16 protein-coding genes are annotated in these 19158 nt (G+C 64.9%); 7 read left to right on the top strand and 9 right to left on the bottom strand.

What is annotated here, in order from left to right; genetic code table 11:
• Positions 1-175: 175 nt before the first annotated feature.
• The 4 genes from IV498_RS00310 (at position 176) to IV498_RS00295 (ending at position 4082) form a co-directional block, all read left to right on the top strand.
• Positions 176-1297 (top strand): histidinol-phosphate transaminase, encoded by a 1122-nt coding sequence (locus IV498_RS00310; RefSeq protein WP_269044563.1) that lies wholly within the window; start codon positions 176-178, stop codon positions 1295-1297.
• Positions 1298-1419: 122 nt separating this feature from the next.
• Positions 1420-2658, top strand: a complete 1239-nt coding sequence (pdhA, locus tag IV498_RS00305; protein ID WP_442951251.1) for a pyruvate dehydrogenase (acetyl-transferring) E1 component subunit alpha — start codon at positions 1420-1422, stop codon at positions 2656-2658.
• Positions 2655-3629 (top strand): alpha-ketoacid dehydrogenase subunit beta, encoded by a 975-nt coding sequence (locus IV498_RS00300; RefSeq protein ID WP_269044561.1) that lies wholly within the window; start codon positions 2655-2657, stop codon positions 3627-3629. The genes pdhA and IV498_RS00300 overlap by 4 nt, the downstream gene beginning before the upstream one ends.
• A 9-nt stretch (positions 3630-3638) precedes the next feature.
• Positions 3639-4082, top strand: coding sequence for a biotin/lipoyl-containing protein (locus IV498_RS00295; protein ID WP_269044560.1), 444 nt, complete (start codon positions 3639-3641; stop codon positions 4080-4082).
• A 12-nt stretch (positions 4083-4094) separates the two neighbouring features.
• On the opposite strand, the gene IV498_RS00290 is transcribed toward IV498_RS00295, so the two are convergent.
• Entirely contained in the window at positions 4095-5435 is a 1341-nt protein-coding gene (locus IV498_RS00290) for an aminotransferase-like domain-containing protein (RefSeq protein ID WP_442951248.1), read from the bottom strand.
• A gap of 166 nt (positions 5436-5601) precedes the next feature.
• Positions 5602-6714, bottom strand: coding sequence for an alanine dehydrogenase (gene ald, locus IV498_RS00285; RefSeq protein WP_269044559.1), 1113 nt, complete (start codon positions 6712-6714; stop codon positions 5602-5604).
• Positions 6715-6922: 208 nt separating this feature from the next.
• Here ald and IV498_RS00280 point away from each other — a divergent pair, with 208 nt between their 5' ends.
• A complete protein-coding gene (locus IV498_RS00280; RefSeq protein ID WP_269044558.1) occupies positions 6923-8149 on the top strand; it encodes a PucR family transcriptional regulator in 1227 nt (408 codons plus the stop codon).
• A gap of 84 nt (positions 8150-8233) precedes the next feature.
• Here the strand turns inward: IV498_RS00280 and IV498_RS00275 are convergent, their stop codons facing one another.
• Complete coding sequence (locus IV498_RS00275) at positions 8234-8653, bottom strand: helix-turn-helix domain-containing protein (RefSeq protein ID WP_269044557.1); 420 nt, start codon at positions 8651-8653, stop codon at positions 8234-8236.
• A 206-nt stretch (positions 8654-8859) separates the two neighbouring features.
• On the opposite strand from IV498_RS00275, the gene IV498_RS00270 reads away from it, so the two are divergent.
• Positions 8860-9951, top strand: coding sequence for a Gfo/Idh/MocA family protein (locus IV498_RS00270; protein ID WP_269044556.1), 1092 nt, complete (start codon positions 8860-8862; stop codon positions 9949-9951).
• Between the two features lie 276 nt (positions 9952-10227).
• Here IV498_RS00270 and IV498_RS18765 read toward each other — a convergent pair whose 3' ends face one another.
• Together IV498_RS18765 and IV498_RS00260 are read right to left on the bottom strand one after the other, a co-directional pair.
• The gene (locus IV498_RS18765; protein ID WP_330059132.1) at positions 10228-10434 is read right to left on the bottom strand and encodes a mycothiol transferase; all 207 of its coding nucleotides are present in this window, start codon (positions 10432-10434) and stop codon (positions 10228-10230) included.
• Between the two features lie 99 nt (positions 10435-10533).
• Positions 10534-12447 carry an MDR family MFS transporter gene (locus tag IV498_RS00260; RefSeq protein WP_269044555.1) on the bottom strand — a complete coding sequence of 638 codons (1914 nt, stop codon included), beginning with the start codon at positions 12445-12447 and terminating at the stop codon, positions 10534-10536.
• Between the two features lie 362 nt (positions 12448-12809).
• Between IV498_RS00260 and IV498_RS00255 the strand changes: the two genes are divergently transcribed.
• Complete coding sequence (locus IV498_RS00255) at positions 12810-14099, top strand: MFS transporter (protein ID WP_442951250.1); 1290 nt, start codon at positions 12810-12812, stop codon at positions 14097-14099.
• On the opposite strand, the gene IV498_RS00250 is transcribed toward IV498_RS00255, so the two are convergent.
• The 4 genes from IV498_RS00250 to hisD are packed head-to-tail and all read right to left on the bottom strand — an operon-like array spanning position 14077 to position 19111.
• Entirely contained in the window at positions 14077-15522 is a 1446-nt protein-coding gene (locus IV498_RS00250; protein ID WP_269044553.1) for an amidase, read from the bottom strand. The two genes, IV498_RS00255 and IV498_RS00250, sit on opposite strands and share 23 nt — an antisense overlap.
• Positions 15515-16960, bottom strand: a complete 1446-nt coding sequence (locus IV498_RS00245; RefSeq protein WP_269044552.1) for a TIGR00366 family protein — start codon at positions 16958-16960, stop codon at positions 15515-15517. Before IV498_RS00245 ends, IV498_RS00250 begins: the two co-directional genes overlap by 8 nt.
• A 44-nt stretch (positions 16961-17004) precedes the next feature.
• Complete coding sequence (locus tag IV498_RS00240; RefSeq protein ID WP_269044551.1) at positions 17005-17751, bottom strand: SDR family NAD(P)-dependent oxidoreductase; 747 nt, start codon at positions 17749-17751, stop codon at positions 17005-17007.
• A gap of 7 nt (positions 17752-17758) precedes the next feature.
• The gene (gene hisD / locus IV498_RS00235; RefSeq protein ID WP_269044550.1) at positions 17759-19111 is read right to left on the bottom strand and encodes a histidinol dehydrogenase; all 1353 of its coding nucleotides are present in this window, start codon (positions 19109-19111) and stop codon (positions 17759-17761) included.
• Between the last annotated feature and the right edge of the window lie 47 nt (positions 19112-19158).

Genomic DNA, 19158 nt, shown 5'->3' with positions numbered 1-19158 from the left:
GCTATGGAAACTTGCATCTGCGAGATGTCCCTACTTCTTCAGAGAATTTGAGCTGTGGTAAGTCCGGCTTTCTCTGAAAAGATGGGCATCTCGGGTTTAAAGCGCCGATCAACCCCAAATGACATCGGTGGATCAAGGCGAAGAGCCGCTGGCCGCGGAGGTTTAGGCTGTAATTATGTCTACTGAGAACCCCCGCACCGTTGCTGCCATCGCGCCCCGCCCGGTTCTGGGCAAACTGCCCAGCTACGCCGCCGGGAAGCCGCCCGTTGTCGTCGAGGGGCTGCAGAGCTTTAAACTTTCGTCAAACGAAAATCCGCTTGGCCCGATTCCCGCCGTCCTGGAGGCCATCAGTTCCCGGACCGACGTTAACCGTTATCCGGATTCGCTGAGCACCACTCTGCGCACCGAACTAGGGCGTTTCCTTGACGTGCCTGCGTCGGACATCGTGGCGGGCGCAGGCAGCCTTGGTGCCTTGAACCAGCTGCTGGCCACCTTTGCCGGCCAAAACGACGACGGTAAGGCCGACGAAGTGATCTACGCCTGGCGTTCTTTTGAGGCGTACCCGATTTGCGTGGGGCTCGCGGGGGCCGAAAGCGTCCAGATTCCACTCCACCCCGACGGCACCCATGACCTTCAGACCATGGCGGCGGCTGTCACGGTGCGAACCCGTGTGATACTGCTGTGCACGCCCAACAACCCCACCGGGCCCATTCTGCGCACGGCCGAGGTCGAAAACTTCATCCAAGCCGTTCCATCGGACGTTGTCATAGTGATCGACGAGGCGTACCTGGAGTTCGTCCGCGACGAGGACGCCGTGGACGGCATCGCCATGTACCGCAAGTACCCGAACGTCGTGGTCCTGAGGACCTTCTCCAAGGCTCATGGTTTGGCTGGACTACGGGTGGGGTACTCGGTGTCCCGGCCCGAACTGACCCAGTACCTGCGGGTGGCGGCTACACCGTTCAGTGTGTCCACGGTCGCCGAGCACGCAGCTGTAACCTCCCTGCAGCATTACGACCAAGTTGCGGAGAGGGTGCAAAGCTTGGTGGACGAGCGGGAGCGGGTGGCGGCTGGCCTGAAAGAGTTGGGGTGGAGTGTTCCCGACGCGCAGGGGAATTTTGTCTGGCTCAACCTCGGCAGTAACAGCTCCGAATTTGCGGCGCTGGCCGAGCGAAAGGCACTTTCGGTCCGGGCCTTCGGCAATGAGGGAGTTCGGGTGAGCATCGGAGAGGTCGAGGCCAACTCGCGGTTCCTGGAACTCTGTGCCGAATATACAAAAGCGCCGCTGAGTTTCTAGCCTTCAGGACAGCGGGCCGGGGACACCCGACCGCTACAGTAGACCAAATAGTCAGTGGATATATGCCGGCCGTTATGTATGTTGCGCCGGGCATATGTCCGTAATGGGTGCCGGTCCGGTGGATGCGGCGGGCGAGGAGAGATGTGGCCGAAGCGCAATTACCCACCACGGAATTTGATCTGACCGGTCCCGATGACGCCAGGGAAGCCTTGGCGGAAGCGGAGGCGGGGGCCCCGGAAGTGCACATGGTGCAACTGCTGGACGAACACGGAAACCTGCATCACGACGGGACGTTCAGCCCTTACCTGCAGCGTCTGGACGCGGAAAAGCTCCGCAGTTTCTATCGGGATATGGCAACCATCCGCCGCTTTGACCAGGAGGCGACAGCCCTGCAGCGTCAGGGCGAGCTTGCCCTTTGGGTGCCGCTCACCGGGCAGGAGGCAGCCCAGATCGGATCCGGGCAGGCGAGCGAGCCGCAGGATTACATTTTCCCCACCTACCGGGAGCACGGCGTGGCCCTGACGCGTGGTGTGGACCTGGCGCAGCTGCTGCGGCTGTTCCGCGGCATTTCCCACGGTGGCTGGAATCCCAAGGACACCAACTTTCATCTGTACACGCTGGTGCTGGCCGTACAGACCCTGCACGCGGTGGGATACGCCATGGGTATCCAGCGCGATCTTGCTTCGGACCCGGATGCGGTGCCGGCGGCCGTGATGGCTTATTTCGGGGACGGAGCCAGTTCCGAGGGAGACGTTCACGAATCCATGGTTTTTGCCGCTTCGTTTCAGGCGCCCGTTGTGTTCTTTTGCCAAAACAATCACTGGGCCATTTCGGTGCCTTCCGAAGTACAGTCCAGGGTTCCGCTGGTGAACCGCGCCGCCGGGTATGGTTTCCCCGGCATCCGGGTTGACGGCAACGATGTGCTGGCCGTGCATGCCGTTTCCCAGTGGGCCCTTGAGCACGCCCGGTCGGGAGCAGGGCCGGTGCTGATCGAAGCGTTCACCTATCGGCTCGGGGCTCACACGACGGCGGACGATCCCACCAAATACCGGTTGGCGGCGGAGGAGGACAAGTGGCGCGCCAAGGACCCCCTGGTCCGGTTGGAGACGTACCTGCGCAAGGAAAACCTTGTCGATGACGCCTTTTTCGCCGGGATACGCGCCGATGGCGATGAGCTGGCAGGCTACCTCCGGAAGGCGACGCTCGCCATGACGGTGCCTGACATCCGCGCCTCCTTCGCCCAGGTTTACGCCCAGGCGCATCCACTGGTGACAGAGGAACTCGAGTGGGTTGAGCGCTACCAAGCCAGCTTTCCTGATGCCGCGGAATCCGTCGACGAGCGAAATGGCGGCGCCGCATGACCACCATGACCATAGCCAAGGCCATCAATGAAGGTTTGCGGGCCACTCTGAAAAACAATCCCAAGGCGCTGCTGATGGGGGAGGATATCGGTGCCTTAGGCGGCGTTTACCGGGTGACGGAGGGGTTGAAGAAGGAATTTGGCGCGGACCGTGTGGTGGACACACCCCTGGCCGAAGCTGGCATCATCGGCACCGCCATTGGGTTGGCGCTGCGGGGCTACCACCCGATCTGCGAAATCCAGTTCGATGGTTTCGTGTTTCCCGGGTTCAATCAGATCACCACCCAACTGGCCAAGATCCATGCCCGCAGCGCCGGCCAGCTCAGTACCCCGGTGGTGATCCGCATCCCTTACGGCGGTGGGATTGGTTCCATTGAGCATCATTCCGAGTCACCGGAAGCGCTGTTTGCGCACACCGCTGGACTGCGCATCATTTCCCCCTCCAACGCCCACGACGCCTATTGGATGATTCAGCAGGCGGCCGCGTGTCCCGATCCAGTCATAGTCTTTGAGCCCAAGCGCCGATACTGGCAAAAGGGTGAGATCAACACGGACGACCCTGGCCTCGATCCCTTCCAGGCGCGGGTGATCCATCCGGGGACGGATGCCACGATCGTGGTCTACGGGCCCTTGGTTCCGGTGGCGTTGGCCGCTGCGGACGCAGCGGAGGAGGACGGCCACAGCGTTGAGGTGATCGATCTGCGCTCCATTTCGCCGATGGATTTCGAAACGGTCAGCACCTCCGTCGAGAAGACCGGACGGTTGATCGTTGCCCATGAGGCACCCACCTTTGGCGGAGTCGGCGGTGAAATCGCGGCCCGGATCAGCGAACGGTGCTTCTACGCACTGGAATCCCCGGTGCTGCGCGTGGGGGGATTCCATATGCCTTACCCGGTGGCGCGAGTGGAGGAGCACTACCTTCCGGATGTTGACCGCCTGCTGGAGGCCCTCGACCGCGCGTTGGCCTACTGAGGGAGCCGCGTGGTTGACCCGGGAACGCCCAGCACCGCTACGTTGTGTCTGCCCGAATTAGGAGCGGGCGTGACAGACGCGCAGATCGTCTCCTGGAAGGTCATGGAGGGCGGCGTGGTGGCGTTCGACGACGTCCTGGTGGAGGTCGAAACGGCCACCTCTCGTCTGGCGCTGCCCGCCCCGTTCGCAGGAGTGGTGGCCCGGATCCTGGTCCAGGAGGGACAGCGGGCTGCCGTCGGGACACCCATCCTGGTCATCGGCCGGCAGGTGGTCCCGGCGCAGGGATTGGCGCATCAATCCATCCCCGAGGACGCTGCCGGACGGCTGGTCCCGGTCAAAGGATTCCCGAAAACGGTCCCGATGGAGGAGCCACCGGCTGCGGATCCGGCGTCGCCGATTCATCTTCAGCTGCCGCCGCAGGGCACATCCACCGCTGCCCTAACCCGCGGTTAGCCAGCGGGACCCTCAGTTGCCGCTGCAGGCTGCCGCGAGCACCGGTGCGAGTCGGCGCACACCCTCGCGGATGTTGTCCTCCGTGGCGGAGCTGAAGGCCAGTCGCAATTTATTGCTGGGCCCTTCAACCGAGGTGAAAGCGGCGCCGGGGACGAAGACAACACCGGCGTCTATGCCCTGCTGCAGCAGTGGGTAGGTATCAATCTGGGCGGGGAGCGTCAGCCAGATGAAGAATCCACCGGCGGGTTTGGTCCAGCTGACGCCGGCCGGCATGTGCTGCTCCAAGGCATCGAGCATGGCCTGGCAGCGGTCCTGGTAGAGCGCCCGGTAAGTGCGGATCTGCCCTTTCCAGTCGAAGTCGCGGAAGTATGCCGAAACCAGCATCTGATTGAACGACGGCGGGCACAACGTCACCGCCTCGCTGGCCAGGTAGAAACGCTGCTTCAGGTGGGCGGGCACCAGGGCCCAGCCGATCCGCAGGCCCGGGGCGAAGATCTTCGAAAATGAGCCCAGGTAGAGCACATCGTCGGGATTTCCGGCACGCAACGGTGCCTGCACATCGCCGTCGAACCGAAGCAGTCCGTATGGGTTGTCCTCCAGGACCAGGATGTTCGCCCCGCGGCAGATGTCCACAATTTCCTGCCGCCGGTTCGGGGACAGGGTGACGCCGGAGGGATTGTTGAAGCTGGGAATGGTGTACAACATCTTGATCGTCTTGCCCGCGGCCGTGATTTCCTCGATCCGCCGCCGCAGCTCCGCTGGAACCAACCCGTCCTCGTCGACCGCCACGGCCTGGACGTCCACCTGATAGGCCTCGAAGGTGTTCAGCGCGCCCACGTACGTGGGGTCCTCGATCAGGACCACGTCCCCGGGATCGCAGAACACCTTGGCCGCCACGTCCTGCGCGGACTGTGAGCCGGCCGTGATCACCACGTTCTCGGGATCGGCATCGGTAATGCCCTCTTCGGCCATCACCGCGCAGATCTGCCGGCGAAGTTCCAGGAGCCCCTGACCTCCGCCGTACTGCAGCGCTTCAAGCCCCTGCTCCGCGATTATCCGCTCGGCCACCCGGCCCAATTCGGCCAAGGGGAGCGACTGCAGGTAAGGGTTTCCACCGGCCAGGGAGACGAGCCCGGGCTGCATCGAAATCTCGAAAACGTCGCGGACCGCCGACTGCTTAATGTTGGCCGCCCGCGCGGACAGCAGCACCTCATGCGGGTGAATGCCACCGGTGCTGACCGCCTGGGCCCGGGCTATCGCCTCGGTGGCCTCCACCGGGAGGACATCCGCGGTGCCGGAGAGGGTTGGGCGGGCGGCGGCGGCATCATTGGCGCGTGTAGTTTGCTCAGTCACAAGAACAGACTACCGCCTATGTTGCTGCACAGGCATCAAAAGTTTTCCAAAGAGCTCCATCGGGGACACAACGACCATGCCGCCGTGACCTCCGCCAGATGGAGAGCGACGGCGGGCGTGCACGGTCGTCGCCCTCCATTGATCCGGCAGGTGGGCGGCAGCTGCCTCAGACGAGCTCGGACCACTCCGCTGCGAGATCCAGGCCGTGGGCGGTGGAGACCGAGTGATGGGTGACCTTGCCGCCGGCAACGTTGAGTCCGGCTGCCAATGCCGGGTCCCGCTGCAGGGCTGCCTTCACGCCGAGATTGGCCAGCGCGACGGCGTAGCGCAGCGTGACGTTGGTCAGCGCGTAGGTGGAGGTGTTCGGCACGGCGCCGGGCATGTTGGCGACGCAGTAGAACAGCGAGTTGTGCACCAGGAAGGTCGGATTCTCGTGGGTAGTGGGGTGCGAATCCTCGAAACAGCCGCCCTGGTCCACCGCGATATCCACCAGCACCGAGCCCGGCTTCATCCGGGAAACGAGATTGTTGGTCACCAGTTTCGGCGCTTTGGCCCCGGGGATGAGGACCGAGCCGATCACCAGATCCGCCTCAAGGAGCGACCGCTCGATCTCCAAGGTGTTGGAGGCGACCGTCTTGAGCTTGCCCTGGTAAATGGCGTCCAATTCGCGCAGCCGGTTGATGTTAATATCCAGGATGGTCACCTCGGCGCCGGCACCCAGGGCCATCGCGGCGGCATTGGTGCCGGCAACACCGGCCCCCAGCACCACAACTTTTGCCGGACGGACGCCAGGCACGCCGCCCAGCAGGATGCCGGGACCGCCGGCGGGCGCCATCAAAGATTGCGCACCAACCTGGACGGACAGCCGGCCGGCTACCTCGGACATCGGCGCCAGCAGCGGCAGCGAGCGGCCCTCCTGGACCGTCTCATAGGCAATGGCCGTGACGCCGGCGGAGATCAGCGCCGCCGTGAGCTCCGGCTCCGCTGCAAGGTGCAGATACGTGAACAGCACCAGACCCTTGCGGAAATAGGCGTACTCGGAGGCGATCGGCTCTTTGACCTTCATCAGCATCTCCGCGCGCCCCCAGACGTCAGCGGCCGCATCGACCAGTTCCGCGCCCGCAGCAGCGTATTCCTCGTCCGTGATGCTGGAACCAAAGCCCGCACCCTTCTCGACCAGCACGGTATGTCCGTGAGTCGTGAACTCGTGGACGCCTGACGCGGTGATGGCCACGCGGAATTCGTTATTCTTGATTTCCTTGGGAACGCCGATGATCATGGGAAACTCCGTGCTCTGTTGGCCGCCGCGGGAAAAACGTACGGACCAAGAATAGGCCCGATTGTGAGCGGGCAGACACCGGAGCTTCCCGGGGATGAGCAACAGATCCCCGCCATTCCGGGGTTCCGGAGAAACAAACCTCGACACATGTCGCGTTGCAGGGCGTCAGGTGTCCTCTGCTGTAGCCACGAAACGGTAGGCTGCAGGCATGCCGAACGTCGACGTTGAACTGCTGGTGGAGGCCGCGGCGCTCAAGCTTGGCCGCGGGCTCTCGCTCGAGGATCTGGATGGCGTGCTGTTGGCCTACAGCTCCAACCAGTCCCATGCCGATCGGGTTCGGGTGAATTTTTTGCTCAGCAAGCGGGTTCCGCTGGATGTGAGTGCCTGGCAGCTTTCACACGGCATCGCCGCCGCCGTGCGCCCCGTCGTCGTTCCCGCCAACTCCGAGCTTGGCATGTTGGGCCGGGTCTGCGTTCCGCTGCTGGTGCGCGGGTTCCGGGTGGGATATTTGTGGGTGCAGCAGGATGCAGCGGAGCAGTCCGCGACGGCCATCCTGGCGCAGTTGCCGCAGGTGCGCAACGAGGTGGACCTGCTGGCCTCCCTGCTGCTGGACTCCAATACCGCCGAATCGGAGCATCGCCGCCGGCGCGAACAGGAATTCCTGGCCGCCTGCGCCGGCGGCACGACGGCCATCGCGAACGTTGCGGACTGGACCCAGGTGCATGGACGGGGGCCGTGGCAGTTGGTCACGGCATTGGAGGTCGACGGCGGGTCGGCCGCGGCAGGGGCCGATGATGCCTCCGCAGATCCGTTGGCGGCCACCCTAATTCACCGCAGCGCGGCGCTGCAGGCCAGCATTGGCGTGGACGCGGCGCTGTTCAGCGCCGGCACCGACACCCATGCCGTGCTGCTGTTCCGCGAGTCGGCCGGCCGGGCCAGCCATGCGGCCGTCCTGGTCAGGTACCAGCTGGAGCTGGCTAAACGCTCGGGCCGACCGGTGCAGCGCATTATCTTGGGGATCAGTGAATCGTTTGCCGATCCCCGGCGATTTCCACAGGCCTTCCTCCAGTCGAAACTTGCCGCCCAGGCGGCAGCGGTCGATCCGCAGCTCGGCGAACTGGTGGACTGCCGGTCCACCGGTGTCTATCAGCTGCTGGCGGCGGGAAGTTGGGAGCAGCTGTCCTCGGTACATTTCCGGACGTTGGCCGATCGGGATCGGAACGCGGAGCTCCTGCCGGTGTTGGAACTGCTGTACGACAACAACTCGGCCGTCCAGGATGTGGCCGACCGTCTGCACCTGCACCGCAGCAGCGTCTATAACCGCCTTGCACGGATCCGGGCCCTGATCGGAGCCGATCCGCTGCACGGGCAGGTAAGGCTGGAGCTGCACCTGGCGCTGAAGGCCCGGCGCTGGGCCCGCAGGCCGCGGATTTAACTAGTACCCGCGTTTCCGCTGTCAATTCCCGTTTCCGCGACGGGGCCCGGGTGCGGAAAGGGTGATCGGGCGCGGACCGGCCGGTCAGGCGGAGTTTTTCGGACCGTGGCCGTTTCCGGATACGTCAACGGTGCCGGCGGCACTCTTCTGGGTCCGAAGCCACGCCTCCATGTCGTCCCGCCGGATCCGCCGATGGCTGCCGCGGTACTGCACCGGAATCTCTCCACGGTCGGTCATATTTCGCAGAAAGGTATGGGAGATGCCGGCAAAATCGGCCGCCTGCGAGGTGGTCAGCAGTTCCGCCACACTGGAGACGGTTACTGCCTCGCCCCGGGCCAGGCGTTGCAGCAGATCCACTACCGCATCCACTGCGGCGGGCGTAAGCCGATGTACGGTGCCGTCGACAAAGATTGTGACGTCCCTGTCCGCCTGCAGCACACGGTCCAGCGCGACCGCTTCGGCCTGGGGGAGAGGGGCAGTGGTGCGCGGGGTCAGTTGTGCCATGGCAGAAGCCTAACCAAGTCCCGGACTCCGGACGGGCAAGGACGAAGGGCAATTTTCGGACGTGGTGGTCGTGGCGGAGGTGGCGGAGTCCGGTCGGGCAAGGTTGAAGGGTAATCCGCGGAAGTGGCGGAAGTGGCGGACGTGTCGGAGGTGGCGGAGTCCGGCTGAGCACGGTTCCGCCGCGGTGGGCGGGGTAGCCTACGAAGATGAACGCGCAGCGTCCCATCCGCACCGCCTTGCTGGGTTTCGGCCTGGCCGGCAGCGTATTCCACGCCCCGGCCATGGCGGCCAATCCGCGCTATTTGGTGGAGTTCATCGTCACGGCAAATCCGGCGCGGGTGGAGCAGGCCCGCCGGCAGTTTCCGCGGGCCCGGATTCTGCCCAGCCCCGAGGAGTTTTTCCGCAGCGTCAGCAGCGTCCGCGCGCCGGGAATGGTGGATGCCGGCGCCGACGTACCGGGCGAAAATGAAGTCGAGTTGGTCATTGTCGCCACGCCGCCGGGGACGCACGCCATGCTGACCCGAGCGTCGCTGGAAGCCGGCTTCGCCGTCGTCGTCGACAAGCCCTTTACTGTTACGTCCGCCGAAGGGCGCGATCTGGTGGAACTCGCCCGCCAGCGCGGTCTGCCGTTGACCGTCTACCAAAATCGGCGCTGGGACGGAGAGTTCCTGACGCTGCGGACGCTGCTGGCTCGCAATGCCCTGGGCCGGGTGCAGCGCTACGAGTCAAGGCTTGAGCGCTGGCAACCGGACATCGTCAAGGCCTGGAAGGCTGCCGCCACCGAGCGTGACGGTGGCGGGGTGCTGTACGATCTGGGCTCGCATTTGATCGATCAGGCGCTGCAGCTGTTCGGGCCGGCAGTGCACGTTTATGGTGAGCTTGATGTGCGTCGACGGCAGGAAAAGACGGACGACGACGGCTTTGTGGCGCTGTTGCACGACGGCGGGGTGCGGTCCCATTTGTGGATGAATCTGAGCAGCGCGCAGCGGGGACCGAGGCTGCGGGTCCTCGGGTCTTCGGGAGCCTATACCAAGCTGACCGGCGACCAGCAGGAGGCCGCGCTCGCCGCTGGTGTGCTGCCCGGCGATCCGGCGTACGGCGTGGATCCGCGTGCGAACTGGGGTCTGTTGGGCAAGGACGGGCAACTGGAAGCTGTGCCGACCGAACGCGGGGAGTTCCCCCGGTTCTATGACCTGTTGGCCACTGCACTGCGCGAGGGCGGCCCGCTGCCGGTAGACCCAGCCGACGCGCTAGCGGTTACGGACATCATCGAAAAGGTGCGGGAACAGAACGCCTGAACCGGCGTGGCGGCATGTGCCGATGCGCAGCTGCAATCCCGAGCGGAGCAACGGGGCGGCGATTCGGTCCGGACCGTGCGGTGGATCAGTGCTCAGGTTCCGGACGGTGTTTCCCGGCTGCCGTCCGGGTCGCTGCTCCGGCTGCCGCCCGGGGCGCTGCTCCGGCTGCCGCCGAGCGTGCGGCAGCGTCGATCCGTGCACAATGCTCAGCCCATTCGTCCCCACTGCGCACCGACAGGTTTGGGTCTCCGGGGCGTTGCCCGGCTGTCCCATCAATCAGTTCACGCAGAATGTCCGCATGCCCCGCGTTTCCTGCGGCAGGGTCCACAGATCGGCATCCGGCTCCGCGGTCTCCTTCAACCATGGCAGATCCAGGCCATGAGGGCGCGAAAACACCTCGCCGAAATAGCCCAATTCGACGCTTGCCACGTGCTTGACCAGGCCCAGCAGATTGGTTCCGGTGGGCGTAAGGGGCCGGCGGATGTCGTACTCGCCAAGTCCGTCGAGTTTCGTGACGAGCAGGCTGCGCCGGGCCGCAGGTAGGAGGGCAGGACCGCTTTGTCGTCCAGCAATGGTGCGCTCCTAATGCCCCGGCGTCTGAGCCCGGTGCCTGGCGGCCTCGGCGCGGGAGCGATCCGCGCCGGCCGCTCCCATTCCGGCCGGATCCATCACACCTGTCCCCAAACCTGCGGTATCGGTGGCAGCGGTGTCCATCAGGGACGGATGCCGGGCGGAATCGATATGGGACTGCTTGTCCGACTGCCCAACGGCGTTCTTGCCCGCGACGCTCGCTCCGGCTTCAGCCGAAGCTGTGCCGGGCGCTCCGGCGCCTTTGGCCGGTGCCAGCGCGGAATCAGTGAGCTTGGCCTTGGGCAGCAGGAACGTAATCAGGAAGGCGACGGCCACGAGCCCGGCCGAGACCAGCATCACCAGATCGATGGCCTGGGCGAAGCCCTCACGGATTGGGAAGGTCAGAATTGGATTAGCCTGATGCAGCCAGCTGGTGTCGTTGAGGGAGTCCTTGTTGGCACCGTTGGTAAGGAACGCAAAGAATTTGCTGTTCGCCGGGTCGGCCCGCACAGCAGGGTCCTTGAGTGCGGCCTGGAACTGCGGATCTTTCACCGCGGCCGCCATTGCGCCGACGATCTTGGAGGCCGCGCTGCTGAAAAGAAGCGAGATGAAGACGGCAGTACCCACCGTGCCGCCCATCGAGCGGAAGAAGGCGGCCGTGGAGGTGCCGACACCCATGTCCTTGGGCGGAACCGACATCTGCATGGACAGCGTCAGTGGCTGCATGCAGAAGCCCAGTCCCAAGCCCAACGCGATGGTAATGCCCGCTGGAACCAGCAGGGAGGTGTCCACGGACAGCGTCAATCCCAGAGCCAGCGAGGACACGGCCAGGATCAGGGTGCCCAGAATCGGGAAGATCCGGTAGGTGCCGGTGCGGGAAATGGTCTGGCCACTGGAGACGGAACCGATCAGGATGCCGATGGTGAAGGTAATCATCATCAGTCCGGCCTGGGTCGGCGTGAGGCCCTTGACCAGCTGCAGGTACATCGGGATCATGGCGATGGCCCCGAACATGCCGATTCCGATGATGAAGTTCAGCAGTGCGGAGATGCCAAAGGACGGGATCCGGAAGAAACGCAGGGGAATCAGGGCCGCGTCCCCGGCAGCCCGTTCGGCAATCAGGAACAGGGCCACGCCGGCGGCCCCCAATCCGTAGCAGAGCCAGGAGCCAGCGGAGGCCCAGCCCCAGCTGCGGCCCTGCTCAGCCACGATCAGCAGCGGCACCAATGCCAGCGTGACGGCCGCCGCGCCCCAGTAATCAATGCGCTGTTTGACGTGCTTGGCGGGCAGGTGCAGGAAGATCCAGACGACCACCAGGGCCGCCAGTCCGATCGGAATGTTGACCAGGAAGACCCAGCGCCATCCCTCGATGCCCAGAATCTGCGCGGAACCGGCGAAGAAACCGCCAACCACGGGTCCCAGCACCGAGCTGACGCCGAAGACCGACATGAAGTAGCCCTGGTATTTGCCCCGGTCCTTCAGCGGAACGATGTCACCGATAATGGCCAGTCCCAGGGCCATCAGGCCGCCGGCACCGAGCCCCTGGATGCCGCGGGCCGCCGCCAATTCAGCCATGCTGTGCACACTGCCGGCGTAAATCGACCCGGCCAGGAAGATGGTGATCGCAATGACGTACAGCGGGCGCCTGCCGAAGATGTCCGACAGCTTGCCGTAGAGCGGAGTGCTGACCGTTGACGTAATCAGGTAAGCCGTCGTCGCCCAGGCCTGGAGCGACAGCCCGTCCAGGTCATTGGAGATCGTGTAGATGGAGCTGGAGACGATGGTCTGATCCAACGAGGCCAGGAACATTCCCAGCAGCAACCCGATCAGCACGGTCATGATCTGGCGGTGCGTGAATGCCTCGCCGAGCTGCGGCGTCCGGTCTTTGCGGGTGGTGCTGCGGGCGGGTGCGCTCACATGGGACATGGTGGCTCCGAGAGGTCGGGGAAGGCTATGTTCTTGTGCCGGAAAGGCGGTGCGGGGTACCGGAATTTGTAATGGCCGGGCTGGGGCAGGTCCCTGCGGTTAGTTGCTTTAGTGAAACAAGTATATGGGGTATTTCCTGTCCGGGATCAGCAAATATTGATCCCCCGGGGTGATCCGTACCTCAACTGGAAGCAACAGCGGGGAGCCGAAAAATTCCCGCGGCAGCATTTGCCGGTATTTCAGCCCGTCATCCCGGTATGCTGATGCCAGAATAGCCGCAGCCGGCTCGGGCGCTCGCAGCCGGGATGCACGGGAAGGCTGCCATGTCAGGGCACATGTCGGGATACGGGCCAGCGGGAAACATGCCCGGCGGAAAGTCCGGTGGCCCGCCTGCCGCGCGGACCGACGCCAACGACACGCCCGTGGATGCCTTCACCGAACCCGCCGTCCGGGTCGGCCCGCGCTGGATCACCTCGGTGGTGCTGGTCAATGTCGGCATTAATGTGGCGTTCTTCGGACCGATCCAAGTCCTGCTGGGCAACCAGGCCGAGGCTATGGATGCCCAGAACAAGGAAGCAATTCTGGCGCTGGTCACGGGCTGCGGAGCCGCCGTGTCCCTTGTCGCCAATCCATTGTTCGGCGCCTTCTCGGACCGCACGACCTCCCGCTTTGGCCGGCGCGTGCCCTGGGTGCTGATCGGCGCCTTGCTGGGCACCTTCGCGTTGCTCGGCCTGGCCGGAGCGCCGGGCGCGGCCGCCATGGCGGCCCTGTGGTCCGTCGTTCAGCTGGGATGCAATGGCGCCCTCGCCGCCATCACCGCCGCCGTCCCGGACCGGGTCCCGGTTCAGCAGCGCGGCAATGTCGGTGGATTGGCGTCGATGGGAACCGTGCTCGGGATTGTGGGCGGCGCGGGCGTTGCGTCCGCCGTGGGAGGGAATTTTGCCCTCGGCTACGCCGTATGTGCCGCCGCGCTGCTGCTCGGTGTGCTGATGTACCTCTTCGGTGCCCGCGAAGATCGCCTGTTTCCGTTCCAGCGCCCGCCCTGGAGCTGGAGTTCGTTCCTGCGCGGCTTCTGGGTTTCGCCACGACGCTATCCAGATTACGGATGGGCGTGGCTGACCCGGTTCCTGGTCAACCTCGGCAACCACATGGTCACGCTGTACCTGCTCTACTTCCTCCAGGACAAAGTCCATTACTCCGACGCCAATACAGGCGTCTTCATTCTGACCGGCATTTACGCCTGCACCACACTCATCACCGCCGTTCTCGGCGGACTGTGGTCGGACCGGACGGCCAAGCGCAAGCCGTTCGTGATGGGATCATCGGCCATTATTGCGTTGGCTTCGCTCATCCTGGCATTTCTGCCCACCTGGACCGGTGCGATGGTGGGAGCGGCAGTGCTCGGCATCGGTTACGGCGCCTATCTCGCCGTGGATTTCGCCTTGCTCACCCAAGTCCTGCCGTCCGCGGTCAGCCGTGGCCGCGACCTCGGCGTCATCAACATCGCCAATTCGCTTCCCCAGGTGCTGGCGCCGCTGGTCGCCTTTCCGCTCGTGCAGTTCCTCGGCGGTTACGTCACTCTCTACGTAGTGGCCGCCGTCATCGGCCTTTTGGGTGCGGTTTTCGTCGTCAGGATCCGCGGCGTGGAGTAGGACGACGACGGTCCATCAGGGTGCCGGCGACCGCCAGCAGGCGGTCGTCGTCATTCAGGTCAGCCACCAGCTGGAGCCCAATCGGCAGCCCGGACGGACCGGTCAGCAGCGGCAGTGAAATCGTGGGACAGTGCAGCAGGGTCCAGCAGCGCGCGAACAAGGGATCCCCCGTTCCGTCCTCGAACAGCGGGGCCTCACCGCGCACGGCGGGAACCAACAGGGCGTCGATGTCGGCAAAGAGGGTGGGCAACTGCCGGCGGCAGGCCTGGGCAAGCTCCAGGGCGCTGCCGTACTCCTCCGCACTAATCCCGGCACCACGCTCAAGCAGCTCAGCCAGCCGGTTGCTGACCAGCGACGGGTCTTCCGCGCAGCGTTCGCGCAGGTTCCGGCTGGCCTCAAACTCCATTACGGTGATCTGCGCCGCCGTCAACCCGTCGAAGGCCGCGGGCAGGAGAACGTCGACTACATCGATCCCACCGCCGTCTCCAGCCGCCGCCCGTAGTTCTTGCACGTAGTCCTCGATCGCTGCCCGGGTCGAGTCCTCCGCTTGCATCCACTCCGCCGTCCGCGCGAACCCGAGCCGCAGCCGCGTGCCGTTCCGCGCCGGCGCCCGTGCCGCCGTCGTCGTCGTCGGCGGCGCTTCAGCGCGGTCCACGTCGTCCGGCACGCCGGGACGTCCGCCGCCGTAGGGCACGGCGGCGTGGTTCGGCGGATCGGACCGGATAACCGCGAACACGGCCGAAACGTCGGACACGCTGCGTGCCAGGATGCCCACCGTGTCCAGCGTCTCACTGACCAGCAGGACGCCGTCTCGGTCGATGCTGCCAAACGTTGGCTTGAAGCCGACGATTCCGCAGAACGAGGCCGGGCGGGTGATTGAGCCGGCGGTCTGGGTGCCGAGAGCAACCGGCAGCATGCCCGCACTGACCGCCGCAGCCGAGCCGCTGGATGATCCACCGGGGGTTCGCTGCAGGTCTTCTGGATTACGTGTCGGGCCCGGGTGGAACAACGCAAATTCGGTGGTGACGGTTTTGCCCATAATCAGCGCACCCGCTTCGCGCAGACTTCGCACGACGGCGGCATCGGAGTCCGGCCGATGCCCGGTGTGCAGCGGCGACCCGTATTCGGTGGGCAGATCCGCCGTGTCCATCAGATCCTTGATGCCGATGGGCAGCCCATGCAGCGGCCGATTCGCCGCTGCGCCTCCCATATTGTCCTGTTCCGATGCTGCGGCCCGGACGGCCTCGGGGTCCAGGTGGACGAAGGCGTGGATCTGAGCGTCCTTGCTGCGGATGTCCTGCAGCCGACTCTCGGCCACCTCGGCGACGCTGGATCTGCCCGCAGCGACTGCGGCCAGAATGGCCAGCCCGGGGGAATCCTCCGTGGACGGCGGCGCCCCGGGAGGAGTTTGCGGGTCAGACATGCGGTGCGATCAGCATCGCCACGCCGAATATCACGAAGCCCACCAGGAAAGCGGCCACCGTGTAGCCCATCACCTTGCGGACGCTGAGTTTGGCAATGGCCAGCACGGGAAGCAGCCAGAACGGCTGGATCATGTTGGCCACGGCTTCCCCGGCGGCCACGGACATGGAGATCTTGCCCAGGTACTCCGGCGAGGTCTGGCCCAGCTGCTGTGCGGCCGCGACCGCGATCGGTCCCTGCACGCCCCAGTGTCCGCCGCCGGAAGGAACGAAAAGCGAGATGACGATGGAGCCGAGGAAGTTCAGGAAGGGAAGAGTTGCAACGCTGGCTCCAGCCACAATGGCTGCCGAAATCACCGTCTGCAGGGGTTTGCTGTGCGAGTCGGGGGCGTAGGCGAGAAGTCCGACGATCCCGCCGTACAGCGGATACTGCAGCAGCAGCGGCCCGCACGTCTTGGCGGCTTCGGTGAAGGCGCGGATGAAGCGGATGGGTGTGCCGTGCAGCAGTGCGGCGAGGATGGTGAACAGCATCACCATGGAGGAAATATTCAGTGCAAATCCACTGATGACGAAATAGGTGGCACCGGCCAGGAACAGCAGGACGTTGAGGATCCACAGCCCCTCCAGACGTTCGGCGAAGGTCCGGCGGACGCCCTTGACCGGCACCGGCACCGCCGGCACCGTCGACTCGGCGGCGAGCAGCGCCTCCCGGTCGACGTCGTCGGTCTGCTGGGGGGCCATTTTCCAGATCAGCAGGGCCAGCGCCACCACTGCTACCAGCACCGTGACGTAGCTGTAGGGCTGGAGAATGGTCAGGTTCAGCGGAACCAGTTGATGTGTCAGCGTGTAGATTACGTTGAGTTTGCTGCTCGGATCGGTGTTGGCCAAAGCGATGGAGCTGGAGAGCCCATTGGTCCACAGCATGTAGCCCATGTACCCGGCCGCCACCATGTAACCGAAGTTGGCGTTGGAAAGCCGGGCGAAAATCCGTCGGCCCAGCAGAGCACCGACCACCAGGCCAAGACCCCAATTGAGCACGTTGGCGACGGCGGCGGCGCCGAAGCACATCAGCGCACCCTCGACCTGGTTCCGCGGTTTGGACGCGAGCCAGATAAGCCCCTTTTTCACGGCCGGAGCTTCGGCCAGGGTGTAGCCGCTGACCAGGATGAGCACCATCTGCAGGGCGAAGGTGAAGATGTTATTGGTTCCCCAAACGCCCTGGTACCAGCTCGTCAGAATCCCTGTGCCTGACGCATTCGGGACCCACAGCAGGATCATGACCACCACGAGCAGGATGAGGATGACGGCAAACAGGAACGGGTCCGGCATGAAGCGTTCGACGTAGCGCACGCACAGATCGGTGAATTTCTGGATCAGGGTTTTCCGCTGCGTGCCGGCGGCGGGAACGCCCGCTGCTGCCGGTTTTGGGGTGAGTGGCATCTGGGTCCTCGGGTTGGATCGGGGACGGGCGTCCCCGATTACTATCAGTGAATGGTGTAGCCGCCGTCGATGGTCAAGGTATGGCCGGTGATCAGCGCGGCGGCGTCGCCGAGCAGGAATGCCACGGCGCCGACAATGTCCTCGGGTTCCCCGAAGCGGCCCAGCGGAATCCGGTCCAGCAGTTCGGCCGCCCGGCCAGGTTGGCTCAAAGTGGATTCGGTCAGTTCCGTCCGCACAAAAGTTGGGGCAACGGCGTTGACCCGGATGCCCGCAGCGGCCCATTCCAGTGCCAGGCTTTTGGTTAGATGGATTAATCCGGCCTTGCTGGTGCCGTAGGCTGCGCGGTCTTCGATGGCCACCATGCCCGCCTGCGAGGCGATGTTCACGATGGCTCCGCGCCTGCCGCTGGTCAGCCAGCTGCGGGCCAGGGCGGTGGAGAGGAAGAAGGGTCCCTTGAGGTTGGTGCCGAACACGCTGTCCCAGTCGTTTTCGGTCAGCGTGGTGGCAGGTTTGGGAATGTTGATGCCGGCGTTGTTCACCAGCATGTCGATGCCGCCGCTGGTCTGATCCAGCTCGTCAACGAAGGTGGCCAGGGAAGCGGTTTCGGCCACGTCGAGGACCTGCGCCGGAGTTCCCAGCCGTTCTGCAATGGCCTGGGCGCCGGCCGCCGTCCGGCTCGTACCGTAGACGGTCGCACCCAGGCCGGTCAGGGCATCGGCAATGGCACGGCCAAGCCCGCGGCCCGCGCCTGTGACAAGGATCTGTTTTCCATCGAGACCGAAATTGACCACGGTTGCCCTAGTCCTCGTTCCCGAATTCGTGCGTCGACCACGGCACGCCGGTGCGCCGGTACTTCGCTGCCCGCACGTCCCCTGAGCGCGCGTGGCCTTCAAAGCGTTCCACCCGGGCCGCCCGTCCGCACAGCTCCCCAAGGAAGGCGCTGGATTCCGTGCTGGTAACCTCCTGGTACGTGACGGTCCGCAGGTACTTTCCCACCCACAGGCCCCCCGTGTAGCGGGCCGCACCCCGGGTGGGCAGAACGTGGTTGGTTCCGATCACTTTATCCCCGTAGGAGACGCAGGTTCCCTCGCCCAGGAACAGCGCACCATAATGCGTCATCCGCTCCAGCGCCTCGCGCGGGTTCTGCGTCAGGATCTGGACGTGCTCGTAGGCGTACTCGTCCGCGAGGGCGTAGGCGTCATCGAGGTTTTGGACAACCTGGACCGCGCCCCAGTCCCGCCAGGCCGGCCCGGCGTAGTCTCTGGTCGGCATGTCCACCAGCAGCGTTTCAACATGCTCCAGAACCCGGCGCCCCAGGCCCTCGCTGGTGGTGATGAGCACCGCGGGGGAATCCGGGCCGTGCTCAGCCTGCGAGAGCAAGTCCACGGCCACAATGAACGGATCGGCGTATTCATCGGCAACGATGAGAACCTCCGTGGGGCCAGCGAACAGGTCGATCCCGACCTCCCCGAAAAGCTGCCGCTTGGCCTCGGCCACGAACGCGTTCCCGGGGCCGGTCAGCATGTTGACCGGTGCGATGGTCTCGGTGCCAACCGCCATGGCCGCGACCGCCTGAATCCCGCCCAAAAGATATATTTCGTCCGCCCCGGCCAGGTGCATCGCGGCAATGGTGGCGTCCGGCACCTCACCCTGGATCAGCGGAGTGCACGCCGCGACCCGCGCCACGCCGGCAACTTTCGCGGTGATGATGGTCATGTGGGCGCTGGCCAGCAGCGGGTATTTCCCGCCCGGCACGTAGGCGCCCGCGGCTTGGACCGGGATGTTCTTTTGACCCAGCAGGACACCGGGCAGCGTTTCGATTTCGAAGTCGGAAAGGGATTCGAGCTGCTTTTGCGCCATCCTGCGCACCTGTTCCTGAACGAACTTGATGTCCTCGATCACCTGCCGCGGCACCCGTGCCAGAATGTCGTCCAGCTGCTGTTGGGTCAACAGGAATGACTCCGGCGCATGCTTGTCGAATTTTTCGGAGTACTCGCGCACCGCCGCGTCGCCCCGGGCCCGGATATCCGCGATCACGGCCTCCACCGTGGCCCGCACTTCCGGCGTGCTGCCCCGGGCAGCGCTGTCCCCGACCGGCGATTTAAGCCACTTGGAGGGAACGGTGGAACCGATGGTTGCTGCGGTGGGCATGGCTGCCTTCCAATTTCATCAGGGTTCGATCCGCCGGGCGTCTCGGA

The organism is Paenarthrobacter sp. Z7-10, assembly GCF_026932795.1.
GTDB lineage: Bacteria > Actinomycetota > Actinomycetes > Actinomycetales > Micrococcaceae > Arthrobacter_M.
The sequence above is the reverse complement of the archived record's forward strand: the minus strand, read 5'-3'. Positions and strand labels throughout refer to the sequence as shown.

Excerpts from the sequence above, each read along its gene's own strand:
- IV498_RS00310 (WP_269044563.1), top strand. The coding sequence starts at position 176 with ATGTCTACTGAGAACCCCCGCACCGTTGCTGCCATCGCGCCCCGCCCG.
- pdhA (WP_442951251.1), top strand. The coding sequence starts at position 1,420 with ATGCGGCGGGCGAGGAGAGATGTGGCCGAAGCGCAATTACCCACCACG.
- IV498_RS00300 (WP_269044561.1), top strand. The coding sequence starts at position 2,655 with ATGACCACCATGACCATAGCCAAGGCCATCAATGAAGGTTTGCGGGCC.
- ald (WP_269044559.1), bottom strand. The coding sequence starts at position 6,714 with ATGATCATCGGCGTTCCCAAGGAAATCAAGAATAACGAATTCCGCGTG.
- IV498_RS00280 (WP_269044558.1), top strand. The coding sequence starts at position 6,923 with ATGCCGAACGTCGACGTTGAACTGCTGGTGGAGGCCGCGGCGCTCAAG.
- IV498_RS00275 (WP_269044557.1), bottom strand. The coding sequence starts at position 8,653 with ATGGCACAACTGACCCCGCGCACCACTGCCCCTCTCCCCCAGGCCGAA.
- IV498_RS00270 (WP_269044556.1), top strand. The coding sequence starts at position 8,860 with ATGAACGCGCAGCGTCCCATCCGCACCGCCTTGCTGGGTTTCGGCCTG.
- IV498_RS00260 (WP_269044555.1), bottom strand. The coding sequence starts at position 12,447 with ATGTCCCATGTGAGCGCACCCGCCCGCAGCACCACCCGCAAAGACCGG.
- IV498_RS00255 (WP_442951250.1), top strand. The coding sequence starts at position 12,810 with ATGCCCGGCGGAAAGTCCGGTGGCCCGCCTGCCGCGCGGACCGACGCC.
- IV498_RS00250 (WP_269044553.1), bottom strand. The coding sequence starts at position 15,522 with ATGTCTGACCCGCAAACTCCTCCCGGGGCGCCGCCGTCCACGGAGGAT.
- IV498_RS00245 (WP_269044552.1), bottom strand. The coding sequence starts at position 16,960 with ATGCCACTCACCCCAAAACCGGCAGCAGCGGGCGTTCCCGCCGCCGGC.
- hisD (WP_269044550.1), bottom strand. The coding sequence starts at position 19,111 with ATGCCCACCGCAGCAACCATCGGTTCCACCGTTCCCTCCAAGTGGCTT.